The organism is Devosia sp. Micro-HW1, from assembly GCF_056341075.1.
In genome coordinates, this window is record NZ_CP094375.1 from 1,176,041 (window position 1) to 1,188,186 (window position 12,146).

Sequence of the window (12,146 nt, forward strand, 5' to 3'; positions counted from 1 at the left end):
CCTCAGCCGGCCTTCGGCGGCTGCATCCGCAGCGAGAGCCAGATGCAGAAGGCCCCCAGGAGCGCGAAGGCCGAGGAAACGAAATAGCCCTTCTCGCCCATGATGGGCACCAGCCAGCCAAACCCGGTCACCGCGATGATCGACAGCACCTGCTGACCCACCACGAAGAGGCTCTGCGTTTCGGCGGCAATGGCCTCGTCGGTCCAGTTGGCGATGAAGTGCACGCAGCCCATGAAGCCGAGGGCAAAGGTGACGCCATGCGTGGCCTGTAGCAGGACCAGCATGGCCACGTCAGGCGCAAAGCCCATCGCGAACCAGCGCAGCACCGACACCAGCGCCGAGACCAGGATCAGGTTGCGCGCCGTCACCCGCCCGCCGAAGCGCCGCCACACGAACATGATGAAGGCCTCGGAGAAAGCGCCGAGGGCAATCAGGGGACCGATGATCGCTTCGGAAATGTCCTGCTGCTTCCAGAAGAGCGGAGCGAAGGCGTTCAGCACGAAATGGGTGCCGAACACCATGCAGAAGCCGAACAGGGGCAGGATGAACCAGGGCTTGGCGATGTCCTTGAGCGAAGTGGCGGCGCGTGACGCGGTCGCTGCTGCAATCGTGACCTGCTCGGCAGGTGCCCGGAAGGGTGGCAATTGCAGGGCAACGAGGGCGCGCAACACGGCGAGGCCGACAAACAGCGGCACGAAAATCGCAGAGCCGAACCAGACGACGAGAAAGCCGGTGAGGCCATTGAACACCATGTAGCCAACGGTGCCAAAGGCCCGCATGAAGCCGTAGTCGCCGCCGGTGCGCTTTGCGAGCCGCATGCAGGCTGCATCCAGCACCGGCCCGATGGCCCCGCCCGGCAGGGCCGTTAGCGTCCAGAACAGCAGGATGCCCCAGAATTCATTGACGAAGAACAGGCCGATCGGGACGATACCGCCGATCAGCGCGCCGATGAGGATAACCTGCCGCCAGTCGCTGGCGCGGTCGGCGATGCGGCCGATGAACAGGTTGAACAGTAGGATGACGAAGACCGGCACGGCATTGATGATGCCGATCTGCTCGGGCGTGATGCCCTTTTCGCTCAGCCAGATCGGCAGGAAAACCACCGAGGCGCCCGGCGCCATGAAAAAAGTAAAGTAGAACGCGGTCGCCCGCGTCGTTGGCGTCGGCTTTGCAAGTGCGGCCAGAGACATGAAAATGCCCTCGGGAAACAGTCGGGGCCGGCCTGCGGCGCCCGGATAACGCATCTAGGTGAGAGCCTTGGGCGGCCGGAGCTTGAGCGAGAGCAGCACGCAGCCCACCGCGAGGAGCGACGTCACGGTGGAATAGTAGAAGGCTTGTGCACCGAAAAACTCCACCAGGACGCCGAACACAACCAGTGCGGTCATCGCCATGGCCTGGTTGAGCATGTTGGCAAAGCCCTGCGCCTCGGCGGCATTGGCTTCGTTGGTCCAGTTGGCGATGAAGTGCACCACGCCGAAATAGCCCATGCCGAAGCTGAAAGCATGCAACAGCTGGGTCATGAACAACACTTCCACGGGCGGATTGAAGGCCATGATGGTGAAGCGGATGAGCCCCGCGATCGCCCCGGCCAAAATCATGTTGCGCGCCGTGACCCTCCCGCCGAAGCGCCGCCAGGCAAACATCAGCACCGCCTCCCCGACGGCGGCAAAGCCCAGCAAGGGTCCGAGGAAGTAGTTGGGAATGCCATTGGCATGCCAGAGAAGCGCGCCAAAGCTTCCGATGATGGCATTGGACGAATTGACCAGCGCAAAGGCCAGCAGCGGCAGCACGAACCAGGGCTTGAGCGCGTCGCGCAGCTTGCTTGGCGCAGCCGATTCCGGGGCCACATCGGCCAGGGTGACCTGCGGCGACGGGGCGCGGAAGCGCGGCAGCAGGAATGCCAGCGCCGCCCGCAGCACCACCATGGCGACATAGAGTGAAACGAATGCCGCCGAACCGAGGAAGTTGAGGAAGAGCCCCAGGCCACCCGCCCCCACGATATAGCCCACCGTTGCCCAGGCACGGATGACGCCGAAATCGGTGCCATTGCGCCGGGTCATGCGAACCGTGGCGGCGTCGATGACTGGCGCCACGAGGCCATTGCTGGTGGCGCACAAGCACCAGATCAGCAGGATGCCCCAGAACTCCGATACGAAGTACAGCGGCAGCGGTGCCAGTGCGGAAATGATGGAAATGACGATGAGCGCGCTGCGCCAGTCATCGGCGCGGTCGGCGACACGACCGACGATCATGTTGAGCAGCAGCAAGGCCAGGGTCGGCAGAGCGTTGATGATACCGATCTGATCGGCCGGAATGCCATGCTCGCTCAGCCAGATTCCGAGGAAGACCGAGGCGACGCCACCGGGAAGGTAGACCGTGAACTGGTAAAGGGAAGCGCGCCGCTCGGGTGTATCCAAGCGCGACAAGGCCGGTGGCATTGAAAAGGACTCCCGGCGCAGGGAAGCGCGCCGCGTTCCTTCCACTGACTCGCAATTGCGACCGAAGCAAGGGTAATTATGCCCCTGGAATGCTTTTGCCGATCGGCGTTGCCGCAACGTTGCAGGAACCCGCTCGGAAACGGACTGCAGCGCGGTGGTTTCCCTGGCGCGCTACGCCGGTGGCGTCACTCAGCCGACGACTTTACTGCTCGGCTGCACGGCGCAATTTGGACTTGCGCGGCTCGGCTGTGACCATTTCGGTCCACTTGATCAGCTCGAAGTGGCCATCATAATTCTCGGCAATGGCCGTGCAGCTCTCCACCCAGTCGCCGGTATTGATGTACTGGATGCCCAGCCGGTCGTGGATGTCGGCAAAGTGGATATGGCCGCAGATGACGCCATCCACCCCCACTTCCTTGGCCTCATGCACCAGCGCCTCCTCGAAGCGGCCGATCACCGATACCGCATTCTTGACCTTCTGCTTGGCCCAGGCGCTCAGCGACCAGTACTGCAGGCCGACGCGGCGGCGCACCCAGTTGATTGCGATATTGACGCGCAGGGCGGCGTTGTAGGCCCAGTCCCCCACATGGGCGAGCCACTTGGCATTCATGACCACGACGTCGAACTGGTCGCCATGGATCACGAGATAGGTCTTGCCGGTCGCCGAGGTGTGGATGGTGCGATCCACCAGCTCGATCTCGCCGAAATAGGTGCCCAGATACTCGCGCAGAAACTCGTCGTGATTGCCCGGCAGATAGACAATGCGTGTGCCGGCAGCGGCCTTGTCCAGCATGAGCTGGATGAGTTCGTTATATTGGGCCGGCCAGTGCCACTGCTTGGCGAGGCGCCAGCCATCGAGGATGTCGCCTACCAGGTAGATGGTGTCGGCGTCGTGGGACCGGAGGAAATCGGCCAGCTGGGCGCTACGGACCGGCTTCATGCCCAGATGCACGTCGGACAGGAACAGCGCCCGAACGCGCCGCACTTCGCGGTCTTCCGACATCAGCCTTCGGCCTCCGACTTGAGCATGATCCGGGGCTTCAGCCACCGGATTTCTGAAAAGAACAGGCTCGACAAACAGATAGAGCGCGATGATCACTCAATCGAGTAATCACCCGCTCCAGGCGCGCATCTTATCTGCCAAGCGCAGCTTAGGAAATATCGGACCCAAGAAAGCCGGGGAAAGCCGGATCAGTCCAGCCGCGACTTGAGGGCCACGATCCGCTCGTAGCTCTCCTCGATGCGGGCGGCGAAAGCCGGATCGGCCTCTGCCTCGGCCAGCAGGATGGCAAGGACTTCGTCAGCCAGACTGGTCCGGTAGTCGGCCGTGTTGGAGAAGAGCAGGATATCCATGCCTGCCCGTACCGCCTTGGTGACAGTTTGCTCTAGGTCGAAATGCTCGCGGATAGCGCCCATTTCGAGGTCGTCGCTGATGACCACGCCGTCATAGCCGAGGTCCGTGCGCAGCACGCCGTCGATCCATTGCGGGGAGAGGGATGCGGGGGTCTGCTCGTCCGCGTCGGTATAGTCCGAGTGGAAGAGGTGCCCCACCATCACCATGTCGACCATGTCGGCATCAACAAGCGCCTTGTAGGGCTCCAGTTCCACCGCATCCCAGGTATCGGTGATGTCGACAAAGCCCTCATGGCTGTCGGCCGTGGATGAACCATGGCCAGGAAAATGCTTGAGCGACGTGGCAACTCCGGCGGCGCGATGACCTTCGATAAAGGCAGTGTCAAAGGCGGTGACCTCGGCCGGGTCGGCCGAATAGGAGCGGCCGAACCTTGCAATGATCTGGTTGTCAGGGTTGGTGTTGAGGTCCGCAACCGGTCCGAAATTGACGGTGAAGCCATTATCAGCCAGCCCCGCAGCCATATTGGCGTAGATCGCCTCAGCCTCTTCGGGGCTATTGCGACTGGCAATGCTGGCGGCACTGGGAACCTCGGAAAAGCCGACATCCTTGGTCAGCCGTTCGACGGCGCCGCCTTCCTGGTCGATGGTGATGAAGGGCGGCAGGTCCGGGCTCGCCTCCTGGAACTGCGCATTGAGGCTACGGACCGCATCGAGGCTGGCAACGTTCTTCTTGAGGAACATCACGCCCCCCAGTCGCCCGGCAGCAAGGTCCTCGGTCACTGCCTTGACCCCGGCATCGCCCGTGCTGTCGCCTTCGAACCCGACGATGATCATCTGCCCCGCCTTTTCCTCCAGAGTCTGGGCCTGAAGCGTGGTGACGGACAGAATTGTAGCGGCGGAAATCAGCGCAAATCGAAGCAAGCGAACACCCAGCGATGTGAAGCGGAACGGCCACTAGACCATCAAAACGCGGCGAGACAATGATTCATGACCCAAATGCGTCATGCGGGACACCGGTTGCTGCGCAAATCTGCGGCAATGGTGAGCATGGGCGCGGCGTCTTCAACCTTCGTCAGCGCCCTCACCAAACTTGACGGGCGGTGGAACCGTGGTGCCACCGCCCGTTTTTTCTGCTCGCTCGTGCAGCGGCCTCAAGCCGGCTTGTTCTGCCGGTTGGCGATGAGGTCATCGACCACCGCCGGATCGGCCAGGGTCGAGGTGTCGCCCAGCGCAGCAAAATCGTTCTCGGCCACCTTGCGCAGGATGCGCCGCATGATCTTGCCGGAACGGGTCTTGGGCAGGCCCGGCGCCCACTGGATGAAATCCGGCGAGGCAATGGGGCCGATTTCCTTGCGGACCCAGTTGCGCAGCTCACCGCGCAGCGCATCGTCATAGGTCTCGCCGGCCATCAGGGTGACGTAGCAATAGATGCCCTGCCCCTTGATGTCGTGCGGAAAGCCGACGACCGCCGCCTCGGACACTTTTGGATGGGCCACCAGAGCGCTCTCGACCTCGGCCGTGCCCAGGCGATGACCGGATACGTTGAGCACGTCGTCGACACGGCCGGTAATCCAGTAATAGCCGTCCTCATCGCGACGGCAGCCGTCGCCAGTGAAATAGTTGCCCTTGTAGGTCTCGAAATAGGTCGAGACGAACCGGCCATGGTCGCCCCAGATGGTGCGCGCCTGGGCCGGCCAGCTGTCCTTGATGACGAGCACGCCTTCGGCCTTGGTCTGCTCCTGGACCTTGCCTTCGGGCGAGAGCACTTCGGGCTGGATGCCGAAGAAAGGCTTGGTCGCCGAGCCCGGCTTGGTCGGAATGGCGCCGGGGAATGGCGCGATCATGTGGCCGCCCGTCTCGGTCTGCCACCAGGCATCGACAATACCGCAACGGCCCTTGCCCACCTTGGTGTGATACCACATCCACGCTTCGGGATTGATCGGCTCGCCCACGGTGCCCAGCAGGCGCAGCGAGGGCATGTCATGCTTGTCGACGAATTCCGGGCCCGCACCCATCAGCGAGCGGATCGCGGTGGGGGCAGTGTGGAAGATGTTGACCTTGTGGCGTTCCACCACCTGCCAGAAGCGGCTGGCGTCGGGCCAGGAGGGAATACCCTCGAACATGACCGTGGTCGCGCCATTGGCCAGCGGCCCGTAGACGATATAGCTGTGGCCGGTGATCCAGCCCACGTCGGCCGTACACCAGAACACCTCGCCCCTGCGGTAGTCGAAGCTCAGTTCGTGCGTCAGCGAAGCGTAGGTGAGATAGCCGCCCTGGGTATGCAGCACGCCCTTGGGCTTGCCGGTTGAGCCGGACGTATAGAGGATGAACAGCGGGTCTTCCGCATTCATCGGCTCGGGGTCGTTGAACGGCTCGACGCCCGCGGCGACCTCGTGCCACCACACGTCGCGGCTGCCCTTCATGGCGACGTCAGCACCGGTATTGTGTACGACGAGCACCTTCTGCACGCCCGGACAATCTTCCAGCGCCTTGTCGACATTGGCCTTGAGCGGCACGGTCTTGCCGCCGCGACGACCTTCGTCGGCGGTGATGACCACGGCCGAGTCGCAGTCATTGATGCGGCCCGCCAGCGAGTCGGGCGAGAAGCCGCCAAACACCACCGAATGCACCGCGCCGATACGGGCGCAGGCGAGCATGGCATAGGCAGCCTGGGGAATCATGGGCAGGTAGATGGTGACGCGGTCGCCCTTCCGCACGCCCAGCGACTTCAGCACATTGGCGCAGCGGCACACCTTTTCGTGCAAGGTGCGATAGGAGATGTATTCGGCCTTGTCGTTGGGATTGTCGGGTTCCCATATGATGGCAATGTCATCGCCACGCTCGGCGAGGTGCCGGTCGATGCAGTTGGCGGCCACGTTGAGCACACCGTCCTCGAACCATTTGATCGAGACATCGGGGTAAGCAAACGTGGTGTTCTTGATCTTGGTGGGGAACGTCACCCAGTCGAGGCGCTTGGCCTGTTCCGCCCAGAACCCATCCGGGTCCTTGATCGAGCGCTGATAAAGCGCGTCATACTGCTCAGCCGTCGTATGGGTGTGCGCGATCGCGGCCGCGCTTGGCTGGAATGTGAGCTGTTCGCTCATCGTCATCCTCCCTTATCTCTCCCAGGAACCGTTCTAGTGTTCCGGTCCCACGGCGGCAAGTGCCGCCTTCCCCAACTCGGTTGCATTTCCGGCAAGGGCGATTGCCCAAATGGCAGGGCACCGCCCGTTAACTCGATTCCGCTAGGATTTGCCTGTGCAAAACGCTCGCGAGGAGCATCGCATCATGGCGGAAATGACCATTCGGGCGGCAACGCCCGCCGATCTCGACCTTGTCCACCGCGAGTTGAGCGACGTCATTCTCAACTCGCCCCACTATAATGATCGCTTCAAGCAGCACGAATCCGAGCGGCTCAACAAAGCCTTTCTCAAGGGTCTCATGGCCATTGATTCCTGGCATATCATGCTGATGTGCGCCGATGGCGTGCCGGGCGGCGCCATGGTGTCCGGCCCTGAATGCGGCGCCATCTTCCGCTACTGGAGCTGGGTGTTCCCCAGCCACCGCCAGACCAAGCTGGGCATGTATGGCATGCGCCAGTTCGACGAGCATTGGGACAATACCCGCTTCCACAAGGCCTATACCTTTGTGCGCCCCGAAAACGACGTGGCCCGCATGCTGCTCAAGCGCTACGGCTATCGCGAGACGGCGCTGCTGGAGCAGCACATTTTCGGCCAGGACTACCTGCTCATCGAGAAGTTCTACACGCGACCCGACGTAGCTTATGACAGCGGCTATGTCGGCCGCCTCGGTCGGTTCAAGAACCGGCTGAAGGAGCTGGTGGGGGTCTGATCCCCTACTCCGCCGGCACCAGCCTCCTGGTCTTGAACCACTGCAGGATCGACACATCGACGCCGGTCCTGCGCAGGGCGATCAGCCAGAGGCCGCCGGACCATACGGTGATGGCGATGAGCGCCGACAGGGCCGCGCCCACCAGATGCAGCATCGGCACCAGCAGCACATTGCCAGCAACCAGCGCAGCGACCGCCAACAGAACAGCTGGCAGGCTGGCCCAGGGCCGATCATGAATGGACAGCACCATGGAGGCCGGACCCATGGCTGAGCGAACCACCAGCGCCAGACACAGGATGGCCAGCGGCAGCGCCCCCGCCGTAAAGCTCGGGCCGAAGAGCAGGAGCGCGAAGGGCGCGCCCACTGCGACGATGGCAAACAGCGCAACCGACACCAGGCTCGCCGCCAGATTGGCCTCGCCCACTTTGCGATGGAAGGCGGCGCGGTCGGCCTTGGCTTCGCTCTCGAACATGTCTGGCAGGATCACCGCATAGACGGCAGCAACGCCGAAGGACACCAGCGCGAAGATGCGCGTGCACACGCCAAAGATCGCCAGCTCCTCGCGGTTTAGCAGGTTGGCAAGCAACAACAGGTCAATGTCGAAGAAGAAGTCGGTGGCGAGCGTGATCAGCACCCACGGCGCCGCAAAGCGCCACCAGCGCGGCACATCTGCCACGCGTGCCTTGGCCGTGTCCTCGACACGCGGCAGCGTGAACAGCACAAGGCCCAGATGCACCAGCGCGATGACAACATAGCCGGCGGCCGTGATCCAAAGCATGCCGCCGAAAGCCGCCTCGGGCGCGCCCATCAGCGCCGCACAGCCGAGGACCGTTGCCAGAACCAACATTGGCCTGAAGATCCCGTCGGCAAAGAAGCCCGCAAACGGGCGCTTGAGCCCCACCAGAACCGCGCCATTGACATAGACCAGGGCCGTCGCCAGCGCGAGCAGCGCCACCGGAATGAAATAGACCGACAGCACCTGCCCGTCCTGACCAAGAGCCCCGAGCACAAGTGGGCCGGCCGCCAGCGTCACGACAAAGACCAATCCGACATGACCATAGGCGCGGGTCAGGAAAGCCTTGAGCTGGCGTCGATCACCGCGCGCGCGGTACTCGGCGGCAAAATAGGTGCCGATGGTCTGGAAGCCCAGCGGCATGGCCAGCGCAATCAGGTTCACCGTGGCGACGACGATCAGATAGTCGCCCAGGATGGAAGGCCCCCATGCCTGGGCGATGAAGGCCTGCGCGAGGAAGATGAGGCCAGCGCCAAACAGGCGGCCGGCGAAAATGACGGTCGATTGCGATGCCAGGCGTCGCGCGAAACTCATTGAAAGTCCCGCGGCAGCGGGATCGGCGTCTGATCGGGCTTCGCGCGGGACGGACGCACGGCATCGATGCGGCGACGCAGGTCGGCCAGTAGCTCGCGGGCCGCGAAGGCGGCAGAACCCAGCAGGAAGGCCAGCGGGCGAGTCGCATAATTGGCCACCGGCGGCACCGGGCGAATCTGGCCCTTGGTCCCCACCATGCCCTTCTTGAACTGGTGCAGCCCCTGGAACCCGTCAGTTCCGCCCAGATCGTACCAGCTCGCGCTGGTATGATCACGCAGCCAGCGAATGATGTGCCAGTGCATGAAATAGCCGGCCCGCAGTGGCAGGGCCCGGTCATTGGTCGCCCCATAGAGGTAAACGGTCCGGTCGCCGGCCTTGAAGACTACAGCCCCGGCGACCACCTCGCCGGCATGGCGCACGAAGAACAGCTCCGGCCGCAAGGGCTGGTCCAGTGCCATCAGGGCGTCCAGCGTCTCGAAGGCCGAATGGTCGGGGAAGTTCTTGCGGTCGCTCATGGCGGCATAGAGCGTCTTGAACTCGCCGATGCGCTCGGCTCCCGCATGTTCAAAGGAAAGCTCGGCTTTCTCAGCCTTGCCCAGTTGCCGGCGCCAGGTCTGATCAAAGCTCTTGCGCTGCGCGTCGTCGGACAGGCGCAGGTTGACCATGTAGCGGCTCGGAAAGCGGAGCACGGCACCGCGCTTGAACCCGCGCGCCCGCAGGGTCAGATAGTCCTGATTATGCTCGCTGGGCGCAGCATGCGGCAGCACCGAGAGCATCATGCCGCGTTCGATGGCATATTCGGCCACCAGCGCTTCGATCATGCCGGCGTGCAGAGCAGCCGCATCCGGCGCCCTGGCATCGGCGAGGATCGGGCCCCATTTGATGACCGCGATGCTCGTCAGCCCCAGCGGCAGGCGCTGCACCATGACCAGTGCCCCGCCGACAAACCGCCCCTGGCGTTCGAACAGCCGCGGCTCGGGTTGTACCCCCGGCCAGCGAATGGTGGCAAAGGCGAAGAGTTGTTCCTGGCAGACGCCGTCAAAGCGGGAGACGACTGTATCCCATTCCTGCCCGTCAACCTTGCGCGCGATCAGTGCCGGCGCGACGCTGCGGCCTGTGGGCGAAGAGACGCTCGCTGCGGTGATGGAAAATCCTGCGGTGGCGGACATGGACATGCTTCCGGCTGGATACGCTTGGCCGAAAACTAATCACGTGAAGTGAGCAAATCCCTATCCCGACCGCTGGCGTGTCCGCAAACCTTCGGCCTTGGTTACCAAAAGTTTGTGCCGCCAGGCCCGGTTCCCCGCGATGTTGGAGCTTCGCGGGAAACCTGATCGAACGCCTAGTGGGCCGCGGCAGCGGCTTCCGCTGCCACATGCGGCGTGTAGAGGAATGGAATTTCCGGGATGGCGACGAAGGCGCCCAGACCCTCGAGGAACATGCGGATGGCCACGAAGAGGATCATGATGAGCCCGATCCAGGCAATCCAGCGGTAGCGGTGCAGCAGACGGGCAATGAAGGTTGCCGCGACGCCCATCAGCACGACCGACAGGGCCAGGCCGAATACCAGCGCCTCGAAATGGTGCTGCGCCGCACCGGCCACGGCCAGCACATTGTCCAGCGACATCGACACGTCGGCGATGATGATCTGGGTAACGGCCTGGCGGAGTGTTTTCTTCGGGGCCTTGCCAGCCACCGTGCCGTCGGCATTGTGATCTGCATCGGACAGGGCCTCGGTGGCCTCTTCCTCTTCCTCGTGGCTGACGGTCAGCTCGCGATACATCTTCCAGCAGACCCAGAGCAGCAGCAGGCCGCCCGCGATCAGGAGGCCGCCGCCGAGCGAGAGCAGCTGCGTGGTGACCAGCGCAAAGCAGATGCGCAGCACAGTCGCCGCCAGGATGCCGATGAGAATGGCGCGTCGGCGCAGGTCGGGCGCCAGACCCGCCGCGGCAAGGCCGATGACCACGGCATTGTCGCCCGCCAGCACGAGGTCAATCATGATGACCTGAAGGAGGGAAGAGAAGAAACTCGGATCTATGCCGAACATGGGAGCAGTCCTTGCGCATGCGCATAACGAAGTCGTGAAGACGCTGCTACTGCTGCCCGTGAGGCACATCAAGGGGGCAAGACATCAAACTTGCCGAAAGTTCCAGTTTCGTGGGGCCTGAACCTCGCTTGCGCCAGATTGGCGCCAGGCTGGCAGCAAAGGGGCCGCCCGGCGGTCGCCCCTTCCAGCCCGATCAGGTCTGTGGTGGTTGCGCCGGCGGCTCCCCGCCCGGCGGGAGTCCGCCCGGAGGCGGCCCACCCGGCCCCATGCCATCGGGCGGCGCCATCATGCCACCGGCACTCCGCTCGGCCGTGAGGTCGACAGCGATGGTCACGGTCCCGACATAGCCCGATGCCGGATCGCCGCTCAGGGCCAGCGTCTGCTGGGCGATCTCTTCGTCGCTATTGTCCGCAAACACATTGTCGGTCGCGATGGTGATGCGGCCCAGATTCTGGGTGCCGTTCGAATAGCGGGCATCGGCTGCATAGACGGCAGCACTCTCCGCCTCCGGCAGCGCGATCTGGGCGGTGAGTATCGACGCCTCCCCGCTCACCGCCGCCTCGACGCTCTCGAAAACCTCGAAATGGATATGCGGCCAACGCCCGTCATAGCAACCCGGGAAAATGGTGGTGAAGGTCACTTTCCCGTCTGCATCCGCGACGCCAACGCCGCGCAGGTAGTTGGCCTCGGTCAGGTCATAAAGCGAGTATTTGCCCACCGTGTCGCAGTGCCAGAGGTAGATGGCGTGGCTGGCCAGCGGCGTACAGCCATCGGCATTGACGAGAGTCAGCTCCAGATCCAGCTGCAATCCATCCGCCATCGGGGTCAGCGTGCCGAACGAAGTCCGAAGATCCTGCCTTATGACCCCTTCCTGCGTCAGCGCATTGACGACCTGGCCGTCCTTCACATTGCTGCCATCGGCCGGATAGGGTCCGGCTGTTTCCCAGGGCAAGGCGACGCATTCGAGTGCCGCAGCCGCTCCGCCTGTGAGGGAGACAAGACCGACGCCGCCCATCAGGGCCAGCAATTTTCGCCTGCCCAGCATTCTGGGCAGGTCATGGGCAAAGCCCAGATCATGGGCATGATCATCGTCGTGATGGTGGGTCAAACGGGTTTCCCTTTCTGATGG

General features: G+C 63.4%; 10 protein-coding genes. 1 reads left to right on the top strand and 9 read right to left on the bottom strand.

Annotation, left to right across the window (positions count from 1 at the left end; translation table 11 throughout):
• Positions 1-2: 2 nt before the first annotated feature.
• The 5 genes from MQW79_RS05450 to acs all read right to left on the bottom strand — a co-directional run bounded on the left by MQW79_RS05450 (position 3) and on the right by acs (position 6,895).
• The gene (locus MQW79_RS05450; RefSeq protein ID WP_476587289.1) at positions 3-1,190 is read right to left on the bottom strand and encodes an MFS transporter; all 1,188 of its coding nucleotides are present in this window, start codon (positions 1,188-1,190) and stop codon (positions 3-5) included.
• 54 nt (positions 1,191-1,244) lie between these two features.
• Entirely contained in the window at positions 1,245-2,438 is a 1,194-nt protein-coding gene (locus MQW79_RS05455) for an MFS transporter (RefSeq protein ID WP_476587290.1), read from the bottom strand.
• A gap of 202 nt (positions 2,439-2,640) precedes the next feature.
• Positions 2,641-3,441 carry a UDP-2,3-diacylglucosamine diphosphatase gene (locus MQW79_RS05460; RefSeq protein ID WP_476587291.1) on the bottom strand — a complete coding sequence of 267 codons (801 nt, stop codon included), beginning with the start codon at positions 3,439-3,441 and terminating at the stop codon, positions 2,641-2,643.
• A gap of 188 nt (positions 3,442-3,629) precedes the next feature.
• Complete coding sequence (locus tag MQW79_RS05465) at positions 3,630-4,712, bottom strand: glycoside hydrolase family 3 protein (protein ID WP_476587292.1); 1,083 nt, start codon at positions 4,710-4,712, stop codon at positions 3,630-3,632.
• 230 nt (positions 4,713-4,942) lie between these two features.
• Complete coding sequence (gene acs, locus MQW79_RS05470) at positions 4,943-6,895, bottom strand: acetate--CoA ligase (RefSeq protein ID WP_476587293.1); 1,953 nt, start codon at positions 6,893-6,895, stop codon at positions 4,943-4,945.
• Positions 6,896-7,049: 154 nt separating this feature from the next.
• On the opposite strand from acs, the gene MQW79_RS05475 reads away from it, so the two are divergent.
• Positions 7,050-7,643 (top strand): hypothetical protein, encoded by a 594-nt coding sequence (locus tag MQW79_RS05475; RefSeq protein WP_476587294.1) that lies wholly within the window; start codon positions 7,050-7,052, stop codon positions 7,641-7,643.
• Positions 7,644-7,647: 4 nt separating this feature from the next.
• Here MQW79_RS05475 and MQW79_RS05480 read toward each other — a convergent pair whose 3' ends face one another.
• The 4 genes from MQW79_RS05480 to MQW79_RS05495 all read right to left on the bottom strand — a co-directional run bounded on the left by MQW79_RS05480 (position 7,648) and on the right by MQW79_RS05495 (position 12,125).
• Positions 7,648-8,970: a lipopolysaccharide biosynthesis protein gene (locus MQW79_RS05480; RefSeq protein ID WP_476587295.1), complete on the bottom strand. Its 1,323-nt coding sequence runs from the start codon at positions 8,968-8,970 to the stop codon at positions 7,648-7,650.
• Entirely contained in the window at positions 8,967-10,139 is a 1,173-nt protein-coding gene (locus MQW79_RS05485) for a lipid II:glycine glycyltransferase FemX (RefSeq protein ID WP_476587296.1), read from the bottom strand. Before MQW79_RS05485 ends, MQW79_RS05480 begins: the two co-directional genes overlap by 4 nt.
• A gap of 173 nt (positions 10,140-10,312) precedes the next feature.
• A complete protein-coding gene (locus MQW79_RS05490) occupies positions 10,313-11,017 on the bottom strand; it encodes a YjbE family putative metal transport protein (RefSeq protein ID WP_476587297.1) in 705 nt (234 codons plus the stop codon).
• Positions 11,018-11,210: 193 nt separating this feature from the next.
• Entirely contained in the window at positions 11,211-12,125 is a 915-nt protein-coding gene (locus tag MQW79_RS05495; protein WP_476587299.1) for a dioxygenase family protein, read from the bottom strand.
• Between the last annotated feature and the right edge of the window lie 21 nt (positions 12,126-12,146).

Bases quoted from the DNA above. Each gene is read 5' to 3' on its own strand.
- MQW79_RS05450 (WP_476587289.1), bottom strand. From the start codon at position 1,190: ATGTCTCTGGCCGCACTTGCAAAGCCGACGCCAACGACGCGGGCGACC.
- MQW79_RS05455 (WP_476587290.1), bottom strand. From the start codon at position 2,438: ATGCCACCGGCCTTGTCGCGCTTGGATACACCCGAGCGGCGCGCTTCC.
- MQW79_RS05460 (WP_476587291.1), bottom strand. From the start codon at position 3,441: ATGTCGGAAGACCGCGAAGTGCGGCGCGTTCGGGCGCTGTTCCTGTCC.
- acs (WP_476587293.1), bottom strand. From the start codon at position 6,895: ATGAGCGAACAGCTCACATTCCAGCCAAGCGCGGCCGCGATCGCGCAC.
- MQW79_RS05480 (WP_476587295.1), bottom strand. From the start codon at position 8,970: ATGAGTTTCGCGCGACGCCTGGCATCGCAATCGACCGTCATTTTCGCC.
- MQW79_RS05485 (WP_476587296.1), bottom strand. From the start codon at position 10,139: ATGTCCGCCACCGCAGGATTTTCCATCACCGCAGCGAGCGTCTCTTCG.
- MQW79_RS05490 (WP_476587297.1), bottom strand. From the start codon at position 11,017: ATGTTCGGCATAGATCCGAGTTTCTTCTCTTCCCTCCTTCAGGTCATC.